Source organism: Microbacterium sp. 3J1 (assembly GCF_001049495.1).
Taxonomy (GTDB): Bacteria; Actinomycetota; Actinomycetes; order Actinomycetales; family Microbacteriaceae; genus Microbacterium.
Genome location: NZ_CDWI01000004.1, coordinates 1 through 20,063 on the forward strand (window position 1 = coordinate 1; position 20,063 = coordinate 20,063).

Below are 20,063 nucleotides of genomic sequence, written 5' to 3' on the forward strand. Positions count from 1 at the left end.
GCATACTTCATGTTCACAGCGTAGATGCCAGGATGCCGCGGCCGGGGGCATGTTGCGCCCGGCCGCGGCATCCCTGTCGCTCTGCCTCCGAGGAGGCGATCAGCCCTTCGTCGAGCCGGCGAGCAGACCACGCACGAAGTAGCGCTGCAGGGCGAAGAACACGATCAGCGGCACGAGGATCGAGACGAACGCACCGGCGGTGAGCAGGTACCACCCCTCGCCACGACCGGTGATCTCGGCGAGCACCTTGGTGATCGGCGATGCGGCGCCGTCGGCGAACACCAGCGCCACGATCAGGTCGTTCCACACCCAGAGGAACTGGAAGATCGCGACCGAGGCGATCGCCGGCATCGTGAGCGGCAGAACGACGCGGAAGAAGATCTGGCCGCGGGACGCACCGTCGACGCGAGCGGCCTCGATGATCTCGCCGGGGATCTCCGACATGAAGTTGTGCAGCAGGTAGATGGCCAGCGGCAGCGCGAACATCGTGTGGGCGATCCAGACCTGCGCGTACCCGCCTGCGACGTCGAGTCCCAGCGTCACCTGCAGTCCGAACAGGTTGATGCCTCTCGAGAACGAGGAGAGCAGCGGCACCAGCGCCATCTGGATGGGAACGATCTGCAGGGCGAACACGAAGATGAACAGCGCGTTGCGGCCCTTGAAGTCGATCCACGCGAACGCGTAGGCCGCCATCGCGGCGATCATCAGCGGGATGAGCGTTGCCGGGATGGTGATCACGATCGAGTTGAAGAAGGACTCCAGGATCGTCAGCTGCGTGGTGCCCGACTGCAGCACCGCCACATAGTTGTCGATCGTGAACTGCGGGTTGGTGAAGAACGTCCACCATCCGGATGTCTCGATCGCGTCCCTCTCACGGAACGACGAGATGAAGAGCCCCAGCGTCGGAACGGTCCACAGCACCGCGATGACGATCGACGCGACCGTCGCCCACGGACGGCTGAGACGCTTGCGCGTTCGCCCTGCCGATGCCTCGAATCGACCCGCGGTCGTGATCGCCCTCGTGCTGGCGCCGGTGTCTGTACTCACGGTGTCGGTCATCGGATCTCCCGCTGCTTCTTGATCTGGCGCGCGTTGTAGATCACGATCGGCAGCACCAGGATGAACAGGATGACGGAGAGCGCAGCGCTGCGTCCCGCCTCGAACTTGGAGAACTGGGTGTACATCTCGTTCGCCAGCACCGATGTCCCGTAGTTTCCTCCGGTCATCGTGCGCACGATGTCGAAGACCTTCAGCGAGGCGATCGAGATGGTCGTCAGCACGACGATGAGCGCCGGGCGGATCGAGGGGATCGTCACCGACCGGAACCTCTCCCACGCGTTCGCGCCGTCGAGCTCGGCGGCTTCCAGCAGCTCGGCGGGCACGCCCTTGATGGATGCCGAGAGGACCACCATCGCGAATCCGGTCTGCACCCAGATGAGCACCACGATGAGGGCGAGGTTGTTCCACGGGCTGTTCAGGAGGAACTGCTGCGGCTCTCCGCCGAACCACACCAGGATCTGGTTGAGCAGACCGATCTGCTCGAACTCAGGGCCCCGGTACGCGTAGACGAAGCGCCAGATGATGCTCGCACCGACGAACGAGATCGCCATCGGCATGAAGACGAGAAGCTTGTACACCTTCTCGCCGCGGGTCCGGTCGATGAACACGGCGTATGCGAGTCCGATCGCGGTCGACGCGGCCGGCACGACGAGCACCCAGACGATCGTGTTGACGACGGAGGTGACTCCGTCGGACTGCGTGAAGATCCACAGGTAGTTGGCGAAGCCCACGAAGTCGGTACCGGTCGAGTTCCAGAACGACGCGTACACCGTCTGGATCGACGGAAGGATGAGGCCTGCGAGCAGCAGCAGCATGGCGGGGGCCATGAAGGCGACGAGCTGGATGAGGTAGCCCGCACCGTCCCTCGACCGATAGTCGAGGAAGAAGAACAGCGCCCCCACAGCCACGGCCACACCCATGGCCCAGTAGTAGGAGTTGAAGAAGTACATCACCGCGAGCGGGATGAGGAGGCACATCGCGAGGCGGATGCCGGTGTAGACGGCGCCCTTGCGTGGCGCGATGTCCACGAGGAGCAGGATCACCACGACGACGACCGCGAAGGCGATGACGACGGCGAGGGCCTGAGCGATCGGAGGCAGAGCCCCGATCCATTGGAAGAACACAGTCGCGTTCATGGATTCCCCTTCATGAGACGGAGCTGATCAGCGGTCCGCGCAGCGATGCGGGACCGGGTATGAGAGAAGGTGGGCCGCCCCGTAGGGCGGCCCACCTCATCCGATCAGCTGGAAGGCCAGCCGGTCTCGATCTGGGTGAGCACCTCATCGGTCGAGGTGCCGTTGATCCAGGCGACCATGCCCTTCCAGAACGTACCCGAGCCGACGGCGCCCGGCATCTGGTCGGAGCCGTCGAAGCGGAACGTCACCGAGTCATCCTGGAGGAGCTTGATCGACTCCTGCAGGATCGGGTCCTCGACCACGTCGAGGTTGACACCCTTGTTGGCCGACGTGACGCCGCCGAGCGCGAGGCGGCTGTCCGCCCACTCGGGGCTGGAGAGGTACTCGAGCACCTTCTGCGTCGCCTCGGAGTCACTGAACGCGCCGACGATCTCGCCACCACCGGTGATGAGGGTCTCGTCCGGGTTCGGGCTCGGGGTGAGGAACGCCCACACGTCGCCGTCCTCGGCGAACTCCGTTCCCTCCGGGTAGAAGCCCGAGAGGAAGGACGCCTGGTGGGTCAGCGCGCACTCGCCGCTGGCGACCTTCGCGGCCACGTCGCCGAACGCGGTGGAGTTGATCGAGCGCACGTCGCCGAAGCCGCCGTTGACGTACGCCGGGTTGAGCAGCAGCTCACCCGTGGCGTCGAACGCCGCCTTGATCTGCGGGTCGGTGAACGGGATCTCGTTCTTCACCCACTGGTCGTAGACGTCGGGGCCCGCGTTGCGGAGCACGAGGTCCTCGATCCAGTCGGTGCCGGGCCAGCCGGTCGCGACGCCGGACTCGAAGCCGGCGCACCAGGGAGCGGCGCCGCTCTTGTCGGCGATGGTCTGGGTGAGCGTCAGCAGCTCGTCCCAGCTCGTGGGCTCTTCCACGCCCCACTCGGCGAACTTCGTGGGCGAGTACCAGACCCAGCCCTTCACGCTCGCCATGAGCGGTGCGCCGTAGAACTCGTCCTCGTACGTGCCGAACTCGACCCAGCCCTCGGTCCAGTACTCGTTCGCGTTCTCCTCGACGGCGTCAGGAGCCGGCTTCAGCAGCCCGCGCGACGCGTAGTCCGCGAACAGGCCAGGCTGCGGGAAGATCGCGATGTCCGGCGGGTTGCCGCCCTGTGCGCGGGTGCCGAGCTGCGTCTCGAAGTCCTGGCTGCCCTCGTACTTGATGGTGATGTCGTTCTCTTCCTCGAAGTCCGCCCAGGACTCCGCGAGGAGTTCGGCCTCGGCGTCGACGATCGTGCCGTAGATGGTGACGGTGTTGCTTTCTCCGCCGCCTCCGCCGCCGTCCGTACCGCCGGGAGCACCACAACCGGCGAGCGCGACACCCGCGACCCCCAGAAGGGCGATCGGCGCGAGACGCCGGGAACGCTGTGACAGACCCATGTGAATTCTCCTCTTCGAGTTTCACGGCTCCCCGCTCATCCCGCGCCGCCCCTCGGCACAGAATCGGGAACCGATTCCAGGACAACCTACAGGGGCGCGACGACCCGACACAACACGCCAGGATCACAAGCTGACAACCATTCCGATGTATCACTCTCCGCCTGTGGGAGCGCTCCCTCAGGATGCGTATGGAACCGGTTCCTTTCCGACGACGCAAGAGCTACGCTGTCATCGGCGCGCGGGCCGAGCCGGCACGCCGAATCATGGTCGAGGAGGACCGATGAGCACGATCGCGGACGTCGCGGCGCGCGCGGGAGTGTCGAAGGCGACCGCGAGCCGTGCTCTGAGCGGACGCGGGTACGTCTCCGAGAGCACACGCACCCGGGTGACGGATGCGGCGTACGAACTCGCGTACGTCGCCCACTCCTCCGCCACGAGCCTCGCCACCGGCCGCACCGGGACCGTCGGCGTCATCATGCCGCCGGTCGACCGCTGGTTCTTCTCGGAGCTGCTCGCCGGTATCCAGGAGTCTCTCGTCGAGCTCGACTACGAACTCGCCCTGTACGGAGTCCGCGAGCGCAGCGAGACACGGGAGCGCCTGTTCGACACCGTCCTGCCCGGTCGTCGATTCGACGGGATCATCGCTGTCGGCATCCAGCCCAGCGCTCAGGAGCTCGAACGGCTGCGCCGGACGGAGAGGCCGATCGTCAGCGTGGGCCCGTACAGCGAAGGGTCGAGCGCGGTGTCGATCGACGACGTCGCCGCCGCGCGGATCGCCACCGAGCACCTCATCGAGCTCGGGCACACGCACATCGCCTTCGTGGGCGGCTCCTCGACGCCCGAGGACCTCAGCTTCGGCGACGCCCGGCGCGTCGAGGGATACGTCGAGGCGCTCTCCGCCGCAGGGCTCTCGGACGGTGCACGCATCGCGCATGCTCCGCCGACGATGCCGGGCGGATACGCGGCCGCGGTCGAGCTGCTCGGCGACCGCCGCGGGCGCCCGACGGCCGTCGTCGGGGTGTGCGACGAAACGGCGATCGGGGCCATGATCGCCGCCCGCCGCCTCGGCATCGCGGTGCCCACCGAGCTGAGCATCGTGGGTGTCGACGATCACGAGCACGCCGACATGTTCGCGCTCACCACCATCAAGCAGTCGCCCCGCGAGCAGGGGCACGAGGCCGTGCGGCTCCTGCAGCGGCGCATCGAGGCCCCGGACTCCCCGCTCGAGCGCTCCGTGACGGCATCCGCTCTGGTGGTGCGCAGCTCGACCGCAGGGCGGCGCTGACGGCGTCCATCGCACCTCGGGAGTCGCCGGTCGTCCGCACCCGGACGCACGAAAGCCCCGGGCGGACCCGGGGCTTTCGTGAAGCGTTCAGACGCTCTCGGGAGTCGACGCGATGCGCCGCATCCCGAACGGATTACTTGAGGGTAACCGTGGCGCCTGCCTCTTCGAGGGCAGCCTTGGCCTTCTCGGCGGCTTCCTTGTTCGCGCCCTCGAGCACGGCCTTGGGAGCACCGTCGACGACGGCCTTGGCCTCGCCGAGACCGAGCGAGGTGAGCTCGCGGACGGTCTTGATGACCTGGATCTTCTTGTCGCCGGCAGCCTCGAGGATGACGTCGAAGGAGTCCTTCTCCTCAACCTCTTCAGCAGCGCCTGCTCCACCCGCACCTGCGACGGCGACGGGAGCGGCAGCGGTGACCTCGAACTTCTCCTCGAACGCCTTGACGAAGTCGTTGAGCTCGACGAGGGTCAGGCCGGCGAACTGCTCGAGCAGCTCCTCAGTGGTGAGCTTAGCCATGATGTATCTCCTAGATAGATGGGTTTGTAGAACGAGAACGTCAGGTCGCTTACGCGGCCTCGGCGGTCTCCAGCTTTTCGCGAAGAGCATCGATGGTGGCGGCAGCCTTGCCCATCGTGGCCTTCATCATGCCCGCAGCCTTCGCCAGCAGAACCTCACGGCTCTCGAGCGAGGCGTACTTGTTGACCTCGTCGGCGGTGAGGGCGTTGCCCTCGAAGATGCCGGACTTGATCACGAGAAGCGGGTTGGCCTTGGCGAAGTCACGAAGAGCCTTGGCAGTGGCGACGAAGTCACCGTGCACGAACGCGACGGCCGACGGACCCTTGAGGTCGTCGTCCAGCGCGGTGATGCCTGCCTTGTTGGCGGCGATCTTGGTCAGCGTGTTCTTCACCACGGCGTACTCAGCGTCCTGACGGATGCTGTTGCGCAGCTCCTTGAGCTGGGCAACCGTCAGACCGCGGTACTCGGTCAGCAGAACGGCAGTCGAGTCCTCGAATGACTTCGTGAGCTCGGCGACCGATGCATCCTTCTGCGCCATGGTCACTCCTTGGTGTGTACGAGGCGCCTCACGGCGGTGAGGCACCGGCTCCGACCGCGGACAACAGAAAAGCTCCGGCGCAAGCGCACGGAGCTTTGAGAAGTTCGTGTCCTGCGCGGGCCCCTGCTGAGCAGAGCTTCGATCACTGTGCGCTTGCACGCACGGCGATGACCAGCGGTCTTCGGTTGATGCAAGGCTACCCCATCCGCCGTCTTCACCCAAATCGGTACAAGCGGTTACGGTGAGAGCATGATCGATGCGACGACGCTGGTGATCCTCGGAGCCGGTGGAGACCTCACCTCCCGGCTCCTCCTGCCCGCGCTGGGCCAGCTGCTGACGAGGGAGCCCGCACGCGCCGTGCGGATCATCGGCGCCGACCGCGAGGAATGGACGGACGACGAGCTGCAGGGCGTCGTCCGGACGGCCTTCGCCTCCATGGGCGCGGAGGAGGCGGCCGCCCGCGTGGAGGTCACGTACGTGCGCACCGACATCACCCGCGAAGACGATCTGCGCGCGCTGCTGGGCGGGCTCACCGGCCAGGTCGCGATCTACTTCGCGGTGCCTCCGTCGGTCGCCGCCGCCTGCGTCGCCACCCTCACTCCCGACATGCTGCCCGCGGGCGCGATGCTCGTCATGGAGAAGCCCTTCGGCACCGACGAGGCGAGCGCGCGCGAGCTGAACCGCATCATGACCGCACTCGTGCCCGAGAGCCAGGTGTTCCGCGTCGACCACTTCCTGGGCCGCTCGACCACGTTGAACCTCCTCGGGGCACGGTTCGCGAACCGCATCCTCGAACCCCTCTGGTCGGCGGAGAGCATCGAGTCCATCGACATCGTCTACGACGAGTCGTTGGCTCTGGAGGGGCGCGCGGGGTACTACGACCGAGCCGGCGCACTGGTCGACATGATCCAGAGCCACCTCCTCCAGGTGCTCGCCGTCCTGGCGATGGAGGAGCCGGCCGCCCTCGACGAGATCGACTTCCGCGCCGCGACCGGCGCGGTGCTGCGCGCGACCACGGTGTGGGGCGACGACCCCGCGGCGTCGTCGCGACGGGCCCGATACACCGCGGGAGAGATCGACGGCACGGCGAAGCCCTCGTACGTCGATGAACCGGGTGTGGATCCGGACCGCCGGACCGAGACGCTCGCCGAAGCGACCTTCGAGGTGCGCAACGCCCGCTGGGCGGGCATCCCGTTCCGGCTCCGCTCGGGGAAGGCACTCGGCACGCCCGCCAGGGAGATCGTCGTGCGCTTCCGTCCGGTCCGCCACCTGCCGAAGGGACTCACCGGCACGTCCGACGGCGCGGTCCTGCGGTTCTCGCTCGGTCCGGATCGGATGTCGCTCGAGCTGAACCTCAACGCGTCGCAGGACCCGTTCGAGTTGGAGCGGGCGACGCTGTCCGCCGAGCTCGGCGAGGGCGCACTCAAGGCCTACGCGGAGGTCCTGTCCGGCGTGCTGGACGGCGACCCGATGCTGGCCGTGCGCGGAGACGCCGCCGAAGAGTCCTGGCGGATCGTGGCACCAATCCTCGACGCATGGCGACGGGAGGATGTGCCGCTCGACGACTACGCGGCCGGATCCTCCGGCCCGGAGGGGTGGCCGGCGCACGGCTGAGCCGCCTCCGGCGTGGCGCGTCTGGCGGATGCCGCGAGGCGGCGTGTGCGGACGCGAGGGTCGGCGGGCGGGGTTACGCTCGATGGGTGACCCCGGAACTCCAAGCTCGCATCGTCGCGGACTCTCGCGACCGCGTGGCCTGGATGCGGGCGCGATCGCGCGGGATCACCGCCACCGACGTCGCCGGCCTCACGAGCGAGCGCTCGATCTCACGGGCGGCGGACTCGAAGCTCGGCGGCGGGCCCCGTTTCGGAGGCAACGCGTACACGGATCACGGACGCCGCCGCGAGCCCGAGATCGCGGCCTGGGTGGCGGCGACGCACGGCATCCTCCCGTCGTCCGCGCTGTTCCGCGCCGAGGTCGAGCACCGGCATCTCGCCACCCCCGACGGGATCGCCGTCGACACTGACGGACGCGTCAAGCTCGCCGAGATCAAGACGACGAACAAGGCCTTCCGCGGCATCCCCCGCACCTACCTCCGCCAGGTGTGGTGGCAGCAGCATGTGCTCGGCGCCGAGCGCACCCTGTTCGTGTGGGAGGAGCACGTCGACTTCGCCCCCGTGCACGACGAGCCCCGGTGCGTCTGGATCGACCGCGACGACCGCGAGATCGCCAAGCTCGTGGGTCTCGCGACGGACCTCATCGACGAGCTCTACCGTCGCACCACCGGGCAGCAGATCCCCACTCGCATCGCGGATGCGGCTGCCGCGGCCGCGGCGAGCCGTCGCGAGCACCTCCGCGAACGCGACGCCTTCCGCGCGCTCGCCCTCGCCGACTGAGGCCCCGGCCGGATCGGTCGCCGCCACCGCGCCGCAGATCGGCGGCGCATCAGGTGCACGTCGCGCCGAGAGCCGACCGACCGGAAGCATCGCCTCGTCAGCGAGCGAGCACTCGACGCGCTTCGGCCGCCACCTCGGCGGCGATGGTGTCGAGCAGGTCCGAGCGCAGGTTCCATTGCTGCCAGTGGAGCCGTACGCGCAGCGGCGGACCCCCGAGCGGCACCAGCGTCTCCTCGCTCTGCTGCTGCGGCACCATGCCCCAGCCCAAGCCCAGCCGCACCGCCAGCGCGTAGTCGTGGGATGCGGGGACGTAATGCCTCGGGACGCCATGAGGGGCGACTCCCATCGCCGTCAGCCAGTCGTGCTGCAGCGTGTCGCGGCGGTCGAAGTCGACGAACGGCGCCGCCGCCAGGGCCTCGGGTGTCACGCCGTCGGGGAACCATCGCTCCGCGAACCCGCGCTCGGCCATCGCCCGGTACTCGAGCACTCCGAGCGGCGAGACCGAGCATCCGGCCACCGGCGTGTCCTCGCTGGTGACCGCCGCCATGACCGTGCCCGATTCGAGCAGTCGCGCGGTGAAGTTCTGATCGTCGCGATGCAGATCGAAGTCGAGGTCGTGCGCGGCCGACAGACGCGCGAGAGGCGGCAGGAACCAGGTCGCCATCGAGTCGGCGTTGACGGCGAGCGGGATGCGGGCGCGCGGAGCGTCCCCGTCGAGCCCGAGGCCGCCGAGGGCATCGTGTTCGAGTAGAGCCACCTGCCGGGCGAGACGCACGACGGCCTCCCCCGCCTCGGTGAGTCGCACAGGCTTCGTCCGCACGATGAGGACACGGCCGAGCTGCTGCTCGAGCGACTTCAGTCGCTGGCTCACCGCCGAGGGAGTGATGCGGAGCACCCGGGAGGCCGCGTCGAGAGTGCCCTCGTCGGCGACCGCCGCGACGGTGTTCGCGAGTTGAGGATCGATCTTCACCTAAGCGATGCTAATGGTCACATAGGAATCCTTGCTGGCGCTCATGGTGCACGCTTCCTAGCCTGGAGGCATGCTCCCCGTCTTCTCCGGCCTCGGCCTCGGGCTCTCCTTGATCGTCGCGATCGGCGCTCAGAACGTCTTCGTGCTGCGCCAGGGCATCCGCCGCGAGCACGTGCTCGCGGTCGTCATCGTCTGCGCGCTCTCCGACGCGCTGCTGATCGTCGCGGGAGTGGCCGGCCTCGGATTCGTGATCTCCGCGGCGCCCTGGCTCGTCGTCGTCGCCCGCTGGGCCGGCGCGCTCTTCCTGCTGGCGTACGGCCTGCTGGCCGCCCGACGGGCCTGGCGTGGGGGCGAGCAGCTGCGCGTGGTCGACGCCTCCCCCGCCGCGGTCGCGGACACCCGCGAGGAGTCGCACGGCGACGACCGCGGGGCGGATACCGGAGCCGCCGCGACCGGCACGCTGACGCAGCCCCGCTCGCGTCTCGCGCCCGTATTGCTCACCGTGCTCGCCCTCACCTGGTTGAACCCCCATGTCTACCTGGACACGGTGCTGATGCTCGGCTCGATCGCCGCGACGCACGGCGACGACCGCTGGCTCTTCGCTGCCGGCGCCGTCGCCGCGAGCATCCTGTGGTTCACTGCGCTGGGCTTCGGCGCGCGCTACCTCGGGCGCTGGCTGCGCACCGAGCGCTCCTGGCGCATCCTCGACGGACTCATCGCGATCGTCATGATCACGATCGCGATCAGTCTCGTCCTCCCCGTCCTGGGCGGCTGACGCGGGGGTCAGTCCCCGTCGAGGGGACGGAGGATGCGACTGAGGAACCGCTGCGTCCGCTCGTGCTGCGGAGTCTCGAAGATCTGCGACGGCGGCCCCTCCTCGACGACCACCCCGCCATCGAGGAACAGCACATGGTCGGCGGCCTCCCGCGCGAAGCTCAGCTCGTGCGTCACCACGACCATGCTCCACCCCTCGTCGGCGAGCTCTTTGATGACGAGCAGCACTTCGCCGACCAGCTCAGGGTCGAGGGCGCTCGTCGGCTCATCGAAGAGCAGCAGGTCAGGTCGAAGGGCGAGCGCGCGGACGATCCCCACGCGCTGCTGCTGCCCGCCGGAGAGCTGATGCGGGCGCGCATCCGCCTTGTCGTCGAGTCCCACTCGGGCGAGAAGGCTCCGCGCCTCGGCGACCACCTCGGCCTTCGGCCGGCCCTGCACCCGCCACGGCCCCTCGATCACGTTCTCGAGCACGCTGAGATGCGGGAAGAGGTTGTGATGCTGGAAGACCATCGCCGAGCGATCGCGGAGCGCGAGGCGCTTCTGCTTCTTCTGCTTCGGTCGCGTCGCATCCGTCGAGGCGAAGTCGATGTCCGGCCCGCCCGCGACGACGATCGTGCCGGCATCCGGCGTCTCGAGCCCGTTCAGCGCCCGCAGCACGGTGGTCTTGCCCGAGCCGCTCGGCCCGATCAGCACCACGACCTCGCCGCGGTGCAGCGTCAGATCGATTCCGCGGAGCACCTCGTTGGGTCCGAAGCTCTTGCGCAGCCCGCGGGCGGTGAGCAGCTGATCGCGGGTCGATGCCTCATCAGTGCGCGACATGGCGGTCGAGCCTCCTCTCCAGGGCGCTCTGCCCGAACGACAGGACCAGGCAGATCACCCAGTACACCAGAGCCGCGGCGAGGTAGAGGACCATGAACTCCAGGGTGGCGGATGCGATCTGCTGCGCGACCTTGAAGAGCTCGGTGACGAGGATCAGCGACGCGAGCGAGGTGTCCTTCACGAGCGAGATGAACGTGTTCGACAGCGGTGGCACCGACACCCGTGCGGCCTGCGGCAGGATCACGCGGGTCAGGGTGCGCGTGCGGTTCATGCCGACCGTGTACGCGGCCTCCCACTGGCCCTTGGGCACCGAGAGGATCGCAGCCCGCACGACCTCGGCGCCGTATCCGCCGACGTTGAGCGAGAGGGCGATGATCGCGCTCGGCCACGGGTCGATCTTGAGCCCGATCGACCCGAGGCCGTAGAAGATCACGAACAGCTGCACGATCATCGGCGTCCCGCGGATCACCGAGATGTAGAACCTCGCGATGCCCGAGACGACCGGATTGATCGAGATGCGCATGAGCGCCACCCCGATCGCGAGCACGAGCCCCACCGCGAACGATATGAGCGCCAGCGGCACCGTCGCCGTCACACCCGCCAGGGCGATGGGCCCGAGCGAGTCGAGGAACAGCTGCCAGGGGTTGTCCATGGACTACTGGGTGACGTCTTCGCCGAAGTACTTCTCGCTGATCTCGGCCAGGGTGCCGTCTGCGCGAAGCTCCTCGAGCGCGGCATCGACGGCCTCGACGAGGGATTCCTTGTCCTTCGTGAACACCAGCGCCTGCTCGCCCGCCTCATCGGTCTCGGCGGCGATCTTCAGGCCGGAGGGGCTGTTCGTCGTCTCGTAGTCGAGGAAGGTCAGCTTGTCGTTGACCGTCGCGTCGACACGGCCCTGGCGCAGCAGCTCGACGGCCTGTGCCCACCCTTCGACACCTTCGACCGTGGCGCCGGACTCGGTGGCCAGCTCGTACCAGTTGCTCGTGAGCGACTGCGCGGTGGTCTTGCCGGCGAGGTCGTCGAACGACGAGATCGAGTCGTCGTCCTCTCCGACGACGATCACGCCGGGCGACACGGTGTACGGGGTGCTGAAGAGGTACTTCTCCTGGCGCTCCTCATTGATGCTGACCTGGTTCGCGATCACGTCGAAGCGTCCGGCATCCAGGCCCGCGAAGATCGCGTCCCACTGGGTCTCCTGGAACTCGATCTCGAGGTCGAGCTTCTCGGCGACCGCTTCGATGATCTCGACGTCGAATCCGGTGAGGTCTCCGGTGCCGCCGTCGCCGTGGAAGCTGAACGGACGGTAGGTGCCCTCGGTCGCGACCGTCAGCACGCCGTCGCTGACGAGGCCGAAGTCGCTGCCAGCGCCCTCATCGGCAGACGAGCTGCTCTCGGGCGCGGTGCTCCCGCTGCACGCGGTGAGTGCGGCTGCGGCGACGACCAGTGCGGTGGCGGCGATGAGGCGACGGGACATGGGATCTACCCTCCTGGGGTGCGGTGATGCGCGTGTGCTGTGGCGCGCGGAACGCACCTACAGTACGTGCGATCGTGACAGCATCCCACATCGATGACGTCGCGTGTCGTCGCCCGGGGATGCAGAAAGGCCCCCGCGATGCGGGGGCCTTTCCGGAATCACACTCAGATGGCGTTGACGTCCAGGGGGATGCCGGGGCCGAACGTGGTCGACACCGCACCCTTCTGGATGTAGCGGCCCTTCGAGCTCGACGGCTTGAGGCGGACGATCTCCTCGAGCGCTGCGCCGATGTTCTCGTCGAGCTGCTCGGCCGAGAACGACGACTTGCCGACGACGAAGTGCACGTTGGCGTGCTTGTCGACGCGGAACTCGATCTTTCCGCCCTTGATCTCCTCGACGGCCTTGGCCGCGTTGGGGGTCACGGTGCCGGTCTTCGGGTTCGGCATGAGTCCACGCGGACCCAGGACCTTTCCGAGACGACCGACCTGGCCCATGAGCTCCGGGGTGGAGACGGCCGCGTCGAACGCGGTCCAGCCTGCGGCGACCTTCTCGATGAGCTCGGCGCCGCCGACCTCGTCTGCACCTGCGGCGATCGCTGCCTCGGCCGCGGGGCCGGTGGCGAAGACGATGACGCGGGCGGTCTTACCGGTGCCGTGGGGCAGGATGACGGTGCCGCGCACCATCTGGTCCGCCTTGCGGGGGTCGACCGAGAGCTTCAGCGCGACCTCGACGGTCGAGTCGAACTTCGACGAGCCGGTCTCCTTCGCCAGGGCGACTGCCTCGGTGGGAGTGTAGAAACGGTCTGCCTCGATCTTCTCGGCGGCAGCCTTGTATGCCTTGGACTTCGTAGCCATGATTATTCTCCTCAGCCCTCGACCGTGATGCCCATGGAACGGGCGGTGCCGGCGATGATCTTCGAGGCGGCCTCGATGTCGTTCGCGTTCAGGTCGGCCTGCTTGGTCTCGGCGATCTGACGGACCTGGTCCTTGGTGATCTTCGCGACCTTGACCGTGTGGGGCGTCGACGAGCCCTTGGGCACGCCGGCGGCCTTCTTGATGAGCTCCGCCGCGGGCGGGGTCTTCAGGACGAAGGTGAAGCTGCGGTCCTCGTAGACGGTGATCTCGACGGGGATGACGTTGCCGCGCTGCGACTCGGTCGCGGCGTTGTACGCCTTGCAGAACTCCATGATGTTGACGCCATGCTGACCGAGCGCGGGGCCGATCGGCGGCGCCGGGTTGGCTGCACCGGCGTTGATCTGAAGCTTGATCAGGCCGGTCACCTTCTTCTTCGGTGCCATATCCTCTTCCTTTCATCGAACGGATGCCGGTTGCATCCGCTCTCCCGCGAACCCGGCATCTCCGGGCTGCGGTCGTCTGTGCGCCCTTCGACACGCTCAGGGACCCAGGGGGTTGTCGCACAAACCACACAAGTCTACCCGACGCGCGGGCCTTGTCTGCACGTCGCGTGCGATACGGCCTCTGCGGCACCGGATGCCGGGCGGGGCCAGTAACGCAGCGGAACGGCCGGTTTCGGATGCGGAAGTGGCCCCGCACCGGTCCGCGGATGCGGAAGTGGCCCCGCATGGATCCGGCGCAACCGCCGCGAACGCGAGAACGCCCCGCCGGACGAACCGGCGGGGCGTTCTCGAGTGGCGCGTGTCAGATCATCTTCGTGACCTGGTCGAACGACAGCTCGACCGGGGTCTCGCGCTCGAAGAGCGACACGAGCACCGTGAGCTTGCCGCTCTCGGGCTTGATCTCGCTGATCGAACCCGGAAGACCCGCGAACGAGCCCTCCTTGATCGTGATGGTCTCGCCGACCTCGAAGTCGACCTCGGCGGGCAGCGGACGGGCGACGGCGACGCCACCCTTCGACGCGATGTTCTTGGCGGTGGGGACGTCCTTGACCTCGACGAGCGACTTCAGCATGTTGAAGGCCTCTTCGAAGCGCAGCGGCGTCGGGTTGTGGGCGTTGCCCACGAAGCCGGTGACGCCGGGCGTGTGGCGCACGACCGACCAGGTGTCTTCCGTGAGCTCCATGCGCACCAGCACGTAGCCGGGGATGCGCACGCGGGTGACCATCTTGCGCTGGCCGTTCTTGATCTCGACCACGTCTTCCATCGGGACCTCGATCTGGTAGATCTCGTCCTCGACCTCGAGCGTCGACTTGCGCTGCTCGATGTTCGCCTTGACCTTGCGCTCGAAGCCCGCGTACGAGTGGATGACGTACCACTTGCCCGGGAGCATCCGCAGGTCCATGCGGAAGGACTCGTACGGGTCCTCCTCGGAGTCGGACTCGTCGTCGGAGCCGGACTCGCCCTCGGTGGCGGACTCGAGCTCGGAGTCGATCTCCTCGTCGAGGTCGGCCGACGGGCGGTCGTCCTCGCCGTTCACGTCGGGACCGTCGTAGGGGGTGACCTCCTCGGCCGCCTCCGCCTCCTGCTCGGCGGTCTCCTCCGCCACGGAATCGTTGAGGACCTCAGCGGCGGCCTCGGCCTCAGCCGCTTCGTCCAGGTTGAGAGCGTCGTTCACGATCGCATCCGCCTCCGGGTCTTCGATGTCGATGTCGGTGTCTTCGTCCGTGCTGGTCTCGTCTTCGCCGTCGACGTCCTCGATGTGGAGGGCGACGTGCTCGGCGGAGGTGACGGAGAGCTCTTCGGCGGCCAGGACGTTGCCCTCCTGGGCTTCGTCCTCTTCGCTGGACTGCTCGGCAGCCGTCGCCCAGTCGGCGTCGTCGGAATATCGTTCAGCCACGTTGTTTCTTTCCAATCACTGCGACTCGTCGGCCGCAAGGGGCATCAGGCGCCGGGAACCCCGAACACCACGTGCGTCACCCAGGCGAACAGGGTGTCGAGTCCGTAGACGATGCCCATGACGATGAGAACGAAGACGAGCACCACCGCGGTGAACTTGATCAGTTCCTTGCGGGTCGGAGTGACGACCTTGCGCAGCTCTGCGATGACCTGACGGAAGAACAGGGCGATGCTCCCGAAGAAGCCGAGGATGCCGCGCTTCTTCTCACGGGTGGCCCCGGCCGCGACGAGCTCGCCGCGCGGTTCGTCCTGATCCATCCTGAATGTACCTTTCGTGTGTCAGCGTGCGCTGACGCGCAGGGCGGACAGGAATCGAACCTGCAACCTGCGGTTTTGGAGACCGCTGCTCTGCCAATTGAGCTACCGCCCTAGAGACCGGATGGCCTCGGGGTGTCATCTCCATCCTGCCACCGCGATCGGGCACGAGGACCCGGGGCACGGCGAAAGAATGCAGACAACAACTGCTGATCCAGCATACGGCATCCTTCGGCTGCTGCCGAACCGAGGCCGCGCCCGCGAGGGCGCTCAGAGGAGCTGACGCCAGTTCGCCCGCGCGAGGTCGAGCAGCTCGTCGCCCCTGCCCGACATCACGGTGCGGATCGCATACAGCGCGAAGCCCTTGACTTGAGCGGCCTCGACGGCCGGCGGCATCGAGAGCTCCTGCCGCTCCGTCACGACGTCGAGCAGGGCGGGGCCGTCGTGCGCGAGCACCTCGCGCACGGCATCCGCGAGGTCCTCGCTGTTCTCGACACGCCGGGCGAAGATGCCCATGGCCTCGGCGATCGCCGCGAAGCTCGGGTTCGTCAGCTCGGTGCCGTAGTTCACGAAGCCGGCGGCCTTCATCTCGAGTTCGACGAAGTTCAGCGACGAGTTGTTCACGACGATCGTCTTGACCGGCAGGTCGTTCTGCGTGAGCGTGATCAGCTCCCCGAGCATCATCGCGAGTCCGCCGTCTCCGGCGAGCGCGACCACCTGCCGCCCGGGGTGCGAGACCTGCGCGCCGATGCCGTGCAGCAGCGCGTTCGCCATGGACCCGTGCGTGAACGACCCGATCAGCCGGCGGTCCTTCGTCATCGACAGGTACCGGGCGGCCCATACCGTGGGAGATCCGACGTCGGCGGTGAAGACCGCGTCGTCGGCCGCCTGCTCATCGAGGAGCCGGGCCAGGTACTGCGGATGGATCGGCCTGCCCGCCTTCGTCGGCGTCGCGAGATCGTCGAGCTTCGCCCTGGTCTTGCGGTAATGGGCTCGCGCGTCGTCGAGATGTCCGCGGTGCGCCTGCTCCGCGAGGCGCGGCAGCAGCGCCTCGGCCGTCGCGCGCACATCGCCGACGAGCCCGAGATCGAGCGGATGCCGCCGGCCGAGCTGCGAACCGCGGATGTCGACCTGGATGGTCGTGGCGTCCTCGGGGTAGAACTGCTCGTACGGGAAGTCGCTGCCGAGCACGAGCAGCGTGTCGGCGGCCTCCATCGCCCGGTAGCCGGATGCGAAGCCGAGGAGCCCGGTCATCCCGACGTCGAACGGGTTGTCGTACTCGATGAACTCCTTGCCGCGCAGCGCGTGCACGATCGGGGCGCCGAGCCTGTCGGCGAGGGCGATGACCTCGTCGTGGGCTCCCTCCACACCGGCACCGGCGAGGATCGTCGTCTTCTTCGAGGCGTTCAGCAGGGTGGCCGCACGCTCCAGCTCCGCGCCGCTCGGGACCACGACGGGGCGGGTGCGCTCGATGACGACGGCGCGGTCGTCGGCGATCTCGGACAGGGCGACGTCGCCGGGGATGACGAGCACCGCGACGCCGCGCTGCTCGATCGCCGCGCGCATGGCGATCTCGAGGAGCCGCGGCATCTGCGCGGGGTCGGCCACGTACTCGACGTAGACGCTGCATTCGCGGAAGAGCTCCTGCGGATGCGTCTCCTGGAAGTACCCGGTGCCGATCTCGGTGGTCGGGATGTGCGCCGCGATCGCCAGCACGGGGACGCGCGAGCGGTTGGCGTCGTAGAGGCCGTTGATGAGGTGGAGGTTGCCCGGGCCGCACGAGCCGGCCACGACGGCCAGTTCGCCCGTCAGCGCGGCATCCGCCGACGCGGCGAAGGCCGCGGACTCCTCGTGGCGCACATGCACCCATCGGATCGTGCCGTCCTTGCGCAACGCGTCGGTGAACCCGTTGAGCGAATCACCGGGTAGACCGTAGACCCGGTCGATCCCGTTGGCGTGGAGAGTCCTGACGATGTTCTCTGCGACGGTGGCCATGCCTCCAACCTACGCCCGCCCGCGACACCCCGGACGGCCGGGGATTACGGTTTTCCGCACCCGGGAGGAGGGGCAGCCGCAGTGACGGCATCCGCTCCGCTCCGTACCGTCGGAAAGGTGGACACCTCTGAGAATCTGAACGTCTTCGCCACCTGGGCGATCGCCCTCATGGAGGCGCTCGGCAGCATCGGCGCCGGTGTGGCGGTCGCCGTCGAGAACCTCTTCCCGCCGATCCCGAGCGAGGTCGTGCTGCCGCTCGCGGGCTTCACGGCGAGCCAAGGGTCGATCGTGCTGTGGGAGGTGCTCGTCTGGACGACCGTCGGCTCGGTCGTCGGCGCACTCGCGCTGTACGGGCTCGGCGCGTGGCTGGGCCCCGTGCGCCTGCGTCGGATCGTCGACCGGATGCCGCTCATGAAGGTGAGCGACATCGACCGGACCGACGCGTGGTTCGCGCGGCACGGCTCGAAGGCCGTGTTCTTCGGCCGCATGATCCCCATCTTCCGCAGTCTCATCTCGATCCCCGCGGGCGTGCAGCGGATGCCGCTGCTGCGGTTCACGCTCCTCACCGCCGCGGGCAGCGCGATCTGGAACACGGTCTTCGTCATGGCCGGCTATCTGCTCGGCGAGCAGTGGCACGCCATCGAGCAGTATGCGGACGGCCTCCAGATGCTCGTCATCGCGGCGGTCGTCGTCGTGGTCTCGGTCTTCATCGTGATGCGGGTGCGACAGCGACGCCAGGGCTCCGCGCCGGCAGAGGAGGGCGACGCTCCGCAGGCACGCGAGGCGGATGCCCAGCAGGCCCGCGGCACAATGGGGAGATGACGTCCTCCCCCGGCGCCGCCGCCCCTTCGCGCTCGATCGCGCGGGACGCGCTGCGGACGCTGGGCGGTACGGCAGCGGGGGTCTGGATGCTCGTGCCGACACTGATCGCCACGCTGACCGCGCCACGTCGACCGGCCCCCGCCGTCGTGCGCGCCCTCGCCGCACGCCTCACCTGGGTCGACGGCATCCCGCGCCGCACGCCCCCGCGCGCCCCGCGGCTGCGCGGTCTGCTGGCCCTCTCGGCGCTGCTGCAGCTCGTCGTCCTGTGCATACTCGTGCTCATCGTCGCCGGGGTCGCCGTGGGCATCCAGATGCTCGTCGCGGCCGCGACCGGCGGACCCGTGACCCTGTTCAGCGCGCGGCCGGGCCGGGTGACCTGGACGACCGTCGGACTCTTCGTGGTGCCCGGACTCGTGCTCCTGTTCCTCGCGCTCTCAGGGCTCGGCGGCATCGCCTGGCTCGAGCGGCGCGTGTGGCAGTCGTACCAGCGGCCCGGCGCCGGGGAGCTCTCGCTGGAGGTCGATCGCCTGCACGCCACGCTCGACGAGGTCGTCTCGGCCGTCGACGCCGAGCGTCGCCGCATCGAGCGCGACATCCACGACGGCGTGCAGCAGCGGGTGGTCGCGCTGTCGATCCTGCTCGCGCGCGCCGAACGCGCGGAGCCTGTCGACGCCGCGCGGCTGCTGGGCGGCGCACGCCGCGAGACGCAACACATCCTCGACGACCTGCGCGACGTCGCGTGGCGCACCTACCCCGAGATGCTGGAGCGCGACGGGCTCGCCGCAGCGCTCGACGCTCTGCGGGACCGCGTCTCGATGCCCGTTCACCTCGAGGTCGACGACCTCCCCCTCGAGGGTCGCGCGGCCCAGACCGCGGCCTACTTCGTCGCCAGCGAGGCCGTCACCAACGCGATCAAGCACGCGCGGGCGCGCAGCATCCGCATCCGCGTGCGCAGCGAGCCGACGTACCTGTCGGTGACGATCGAGGACGACGGGATCGGCGGAGCGGATGCCGCGGGCCCCGGCCTCACCGGCATCGCCTCGCGAGTCGCGGCGCGCGACGGTGTGCTGCATGTGCAGAGCCCTCCGGGCGGCCCGACGGTCATCGAGGCGGTGATCCCGTGCGCATAGCGATAGCGGAGGACTCCACGCTGCTCCGCGAGGGCATCGTGCAGCTGCTCGTCGCCGAGGGGCACGACGTCAGCGCGTCGGTGGCAGACGCGGAGGCCTTGATGGCAGCCCTCGCCGCGGAGCGGCCGGACCTCGTGATCGTCGACGTGCGGATGCCGCCGGACTACGTCGACGAGGGCATCCGCGCCGCTCTGCGGATCCGCCGGGAGCATCCGGGCGTCGCCGTGCTCGTGCTGTCGCAGCACGTCGAGCGCCGCCACGCGAGCGAGCTGCTCGACGGCGGAGGCGGCGTCGGCTACCTGCTGAAGGACCGCATCTCCGACATCTCGGGCTTCCTCGACGCGATCGTGCGTGTCGCCGACGGCGGCGTCGCATTCGATCCCGAGGTCATCCGCCGGCTGATCGCAGACCGGTCAGGCCCCGACCCGCGGATGGCGGAGCTCAGCGAGCGCGAGGGCGCCGTGCTCGAGCTCATCGCCGAGGGCCACAGCAACGCCGCGATCGCCGAACGGCTCTTCATGAGTCAGAGCGGCGTCGAGAAGCACATCAACACGATCTTCACGAAGCTCGGCGTCGCGTCGGGATCGGGTGTCAACCGGCGGGTGCTCGCCGTGCTCGCCCACCTCGGGCAGAGCGAGGTCTGACGACCGGACGCGAAGAGGGGCGGAT

At 68.5% G+C, this 20,063-nt stretch carries 21 protein-coding genes and 1 tRNA gene; 7 read left to right on the forward strand and 15 right to left on the reverse strand.

Translation table 11 applies throughout. From position 1 onward, the window contains the following. Positions 1-99: 99 nt before the first annotated feature. The 3 genes from BN2660_RS01925 to BN2660_RS01935 form a co-directional block, all read right to left on the reverse strand. Positions 100-1,059 (reverse strand): carbohydrate ABC transporter permease, encoded by a 960-nt coding sequence (locus BN2660_RS01925; protein ID WP_091226582.1) that lies wholly within the window; start codon positions 1,057-1,059, stop codon positions 100-102. Then, on the reverse strand, positions 1,056-2,195 hold the full coding sequence (locus BN2660_RS01930; protein WP_091226584.1) for a carbohydrate ABC transporter permease: 1,140 nt from the start codon (positions 2,193-2,195) through the stop codon (positions 1,056-1,058). Before BN2660_RS01930 ends, BN2660_RS01925 begins: the two co-directional genes overlap by 4 nt. A gap of 104 nt (positions 2,196-2,299) precedes the next feature. Continuing rightward, entirely contained in the window at positions 2,300-3,613 is a 1,314-nt protein-coding gene (locus BN2660_RS01935) for an ABC transporter substrate-binding protein (protein WP_091226589.1), read from the reverse strand. A 280-nt stretch (positions 3,614-3,893) separates the two neighbouring features. Between BN2660_RS01935 and BN2660_RS01940 the strand changes: the two genes are divergently transcribed. Next, the gene (locus tag BN2660_RS01940; protein ID WP_091226592.1) at positions 3,894-4,898 is read left to right on the forward strand and encodes a LacI family DNA-binding transcriptional regulator; all 1,005 of its coding nucleotides are present in this window, start codon (positions 3,894-3,896) and stop codon (positions 4,896-4,898) included. Between the two features lie 133 nt (positions 4,899-5,031). Here BN2660_RS01940 and rplL read toward each other — a convergent pair whose 3' ends face one another. Together rplL and rplJ are read right to left on the reverse strand one after the other, a co-directional pair. Continuing rightward, a complete protein-coding gene (gene rplL / locus BN2660_RS01945) occupies positions 5,032-5,412 on the reverse strand; it encodes a 50S ribosomal protein L7/L12 (protein ID WP_091226596.1) in 381 nt (126 codons plus the stop codon). A gap of 49 nt (positions 5,413-5,461) precedes the next feature. Continuing rightward, entirely contained in the window at positions 5,462-5,950 is a 489-nt protein-coding gene (gene rplJ, locus BN2660_RS01950) for a 50S ribosomal protein L10 (protein ID WP_091226599.1), read from the reverse strand. Positions 5,951-6,199: 249 nt separating this feature from the next. Between rplJ and BN2660_RS01955 the strand changes: the two genes are divergently transcribed. Further along, a complete protein-coding gene (locus BN2660_RS01955) occupies positions 6,200-7,564 on the forward strand; it encodes a glucose-6-phosphate dehydrogenase (protein WP_091226602.1) in 1,365 nt (454 codons plus the stop codon). An 86-nt stretch (positions 7,565-7,650) separates the two neighbouring features. Continuing rightward, on the forward strand, positions 7,651-8,343 hold the full coding sequence (locus tag BN2660_RS01960) for a YqaJ viral recombinase family protein (RefSeq protein ID WP_091226605.1): 693 nt from the start codon (positions 7,651-7,653) through the stop codon (positions 8,341-8,343). Positions 8,344-8,440: 97 nt separating this feature from the next. Here the strand turns inward: BN2660_RS01960 and BN2660_RS01965 are convergent, their stop codons facing one another. After that, on the reverse strand, positions 8,441-9,313 hold the full coding sequence (locus BN2660_RS01965) for a LysR family transcriptional regulator ArgP (protein WP_091226608.1): 873 nt from the start codon (positions 9,311-9,313) through the stop codon (positions 8,441-8,443). Between the two features lie 70 nt (positions 9,314-9,383). Here BN2660_RS01965 and BN2660_RS01970 point away from each other — a divergent pair, with 70 nt between their 5' ends. Then, a complete protein-coding gene (locus BN2660_RS01970; RefSeq protein ID WP_091226611.1) occupies positions 9,384-10,088 on the forward strand; it encodes a LysE/ArgO family amino acid transporter in 705 nt (234 codons plus the stop codon). Positions 10,089-10,096: 8 nt separating this feature from the next. On the opposite strand, the gene BN2660_RS01975 is transcribed toward BN2660_RS01970, so the two are convergent. The 9 genes from BN2660_RS01975 to poxB all read right to left on the reverse strand — a co-directional run bounded on the left by BN2660_RS01975 (position 10,097) and on the right by poxB (position 17,442). Further along, on the reverse strand, positions 10,097-10,906 hold the full coding sequence (locus BN2660_RS01975; RefSeq protein ID WP_091226613.1) for an amino acid ABC transporter ATP-binding protein: 810 nt from the start codon (positions 10,904-10,906) through the stop codon (positions 10,097-10,099). Further along, the gene (locus BN2660_RS01980) at positions 10,893-11,558 is read right to left on the reverse strand and encodes an amino acid ABC transporter permease (protein WP_091226616.1); all 666 of its coding nucleotides are present in this window, start codon (positions 11,556-11,558) and stop codon (positions 10,893-10,895) included. The genes BN2660_RS01975 and BN2660_RS01980 overlap by 14 nt, the downstream gene beginning before the upstream one ends. A 3-nt stretch (positions 11,559-11,561) precedes the next feature. After that, complete coding sequence (locus tag BN2660_RS01985) at positions 11,562-12,380, reverse strand: transporter substrate-binding domain-containing protein (RefSeq protein WP_091226618.1); 819 nt, start codon at positions 12,378-12,380, stop codon at positions 11,562-11,564. Positions 12,381-12,544: 164 nt separating this feature from the next. Then, positions 12,545-13,234: a 50S ribosomal protein L1 gene (gene rplA, locus BN2660_RS01990; RefSeq protein WP_091226622.1), complete on the reverse strand. Its 690-nt coding sequence runs from the start codon at positions 13,232-13,234 to the stop codon at positions 12,545-12,547. Positions 13,235-13,245: 11 nt separating this feature from the next. Next, complete coding sequence (rplK, locus tag BN2660_RS01995; RefSeq protein WP_091226625.1) at positions 13,246-13,677, reverse strand: 50S ribosomal protein L11; 432 nt, start codon at positions 13,675-13,677, stop codon at positions 13,246-13,248. A gap of 361 nt (positions 13,678-14,038) precedes the next feature. Continuing rightward, positions 14,039-15,133, reverse strand: coding sequence for a transcription termination/antitermination protein NusG (nusG, locus tag BN2660_RS02000; RefSeq protein WP_091226627.1), 1,095 nt, complete (start codon positions 15,131-15,133; stop codon positions 14,039-14,041). Between the two features lie 44 nt (positions 15,134-15,177). Beyond that, positions 15,178-15,450 carry a preprotein translocase subunit SecE gene (secE, locus tag BN2660_RS02005; RefSeq protein ID WP_091226629.1) on the reverse strand — a complete coding sequence of 91 codons (273 nt, stop codon included), beginning with the start codon at positions 15,448-15,450 and terminating at the stop codon, positions 15,178-15,180. Between the two features lie 39 nt (positions 15,451-15,489). Beyond that, positions 15,490-15,562: transfer RNA gene (locus BN2660_RS02010), tRNA-Trp, on the reverse strand. A 155-nt stretch (positions 15,563-15,717) separates the two neighbouring features. Continuing rightward, on the reverse strand, positions 15,718-17,442 hold the full coding sequence (gene poxB, locus BN2660_RS02015) for a ubiquinone-dependent pyruvate dehydrogenase (protein WP_091226632.1): 1,725 nt from the start codon (positions 17,440-17,442) through the stop codon (positions 15,718-15,720). A 168-nt stretch (positions 17,443-17,610) separates the two neighbouring features. Here poxB and BN2660_RS02020 point away from each other — a divergent pair, with 168 nt between their 5' ends. Genes BN2660_RS02020 through BN2660_RS02030 form a run of 3 tightly spaced genes read left to right on the forward strand, consistent with a single transcriptional unit; the run spans position 17,611 to position 20,038 of the window. Beyond that, positions 17,611-18,264 (forward strand): DedA family protein, encoded by a 654-nt coding sequence (locus tag BN2660_RS02020; RefSeq protein WP_091227093.1) that lies wholly within the window; start codon positions 17,611-17,613, stop codon positions 18,262-18,264. Next, positions 18,261-19,394: a sensor histidine kinase gene (locus tag BN2660_RS02025; RefSeq protein WP_091226635.1), complete on the forward strand. Its 1,134-nt coding sequence runs from the start codon at positions 18,261-18,263 to the stop codon at positions 19,392-19,394. Before BN2660_RS02020 ends, BN2660_RS02025 begins: the two co-directional genes overlap by 4 nt. Continuing rightward, entirely contained in the window at positions 19,385-20,038 is a 654-nt protein-coding gene (locus BN2660_RS02030; protein WP_091226637.1) for a response regulator transcription factor, read from the forward strand. Before BN2660_RS02025 ends, BN2660_RS02030 begins: the two co-directional genes overlap by 10 nt. The last annotated feature ends 25 nt before the right edge of the window (positions 20,039-20,063 follow it).

What these genes read in the sequence shown, in the direction of transcription:
- BN2660_RS02025 (WP_091226635.1), top strand. Translation starts at nt 18,261, where the DNA reads ATGACGTCCTCCCCCGGCGCCGCCGCCCCTTCGCGCTCGATCGCGCGG.
- BN2660_RS01980 (WP_091226616.1), bottom strand. Translation starts at nt 11,558, where the DNA reads ATGGACAACCCCTGGCAGCTGTTCCTCGACTCGCTCGGGCCCATCGCC.
- rplL (WP_091226596.1), bottom strand. Translation starts at nt 5,412, where the DNA reads ATGGCTAAGCTCACCACTGAGGAGCTGCTCGAGCAGTTCGCCGGCCTG.
- BN2660_RS01985 (WP_091226618.1), bottom strand. Translation starts at nt 12,380, where the DNA reads ATGTCCCGTCGCCTCATCGCCGCCACCGCACTGGTCGTCGCCGCAGCC.
- rplJ (WP_091226599.1), bottom strand. Translation starts at nt 5,950, where the DNA reads ATGGCGCAGAAGGATGCATCGGTCGCCGAGCTCACGAAGTCATTCGAG.
- rplA (WP_091226622.1), bottom strand. Translation starts at nt 13,234, where the DNA reads ATGGCTACGAAGTCCAAGGCATACAAGGCTGCCGCCGAGAAGATCGAG.
- BN2660_RS01940 (WP_091226592.1), top strand. Translation starts at nt 3,894, where the DNA reads ATGAGCACGATCGCGGACGTCGCGGCGCGCGCGGGAGTGTCGAAGGCG.
- BN2660_RS01930 (WP_091226584.1), bottom strand. Translation starts at nt 2,195, where the DNA reads ATGAACGCGACTGTGTTCTTCCAATGGATCGGGGCTCTGCCTCCGATC.
- BN2660_RS01975 (WP_091226613.1), bottom strand. Translation starts at nt 10,906, where the DNA reads ATGTCGCGCACTGATGAGGCATCGACCCGCGATCAGCTGCTCACCGCC.
- BN2660_RS01970 (WP_091226611.1), top strand. Translation starts at nt 9,384, where the DNA reads ATGCTCCCCGTCTTCTCCGGCCTCGGCCTCGGGCTCTCCTTGATCGTC.
- BN2660_RS01925 (WP_091226582.1), bottom strand. Translation starts at nt 1,059, where the DNA reads ATGACCGACACCGTGAGTACAGACACCGGCGCCAGCACGAGGGCGATC.
- poxB (WP_091226632.1), bottom strand. Translation starts at nt 17,442, where the DNA reads ATGGCCACCGTCGCAGAGAACATCGTCAGGACTCTCCACGCCAACGGG.
- BN2660_RS01955 (WP_091226602.1), top strand. Translation starts at nt 6,200, where the DNA reads ATGATCGATGCGACGACGCTGGTGATCCTCGGAGCCGGTGGAGACCTC.
- BN2660_RS01935 (WP_091226589.1), bottom strand. Translation starts at nt 3,613, where the DNA reads ATGGGTCTGTCACAGCGTTCCCGGCGTCTCGCGCCGATCGCCCTTCTG.
- rplK (WP_091226625.1), bottom strand. Translation starts at nt 13,677, where the DNA reads ATGGCACCGAAGAAGAAGGTGACCGGCCTGATCAAGCTTCAGATCAAC.
- secE (WP_091226629.1), bottom strand. Translation starts at nt 15,450, where the DNA reads ATGGATCAGGACGAACCGCGCGGCGAGCTCGTCGCGGCCGGGGCCACC.
- BN2660_RS02020 (WP_091227093.1), top strand. Translation starts at nt 17,611, where the DNA reads ATGGAGGCGCTCGGCAGCATCGGCGCCGGTGTGGCGGTCGCCGTCGAG.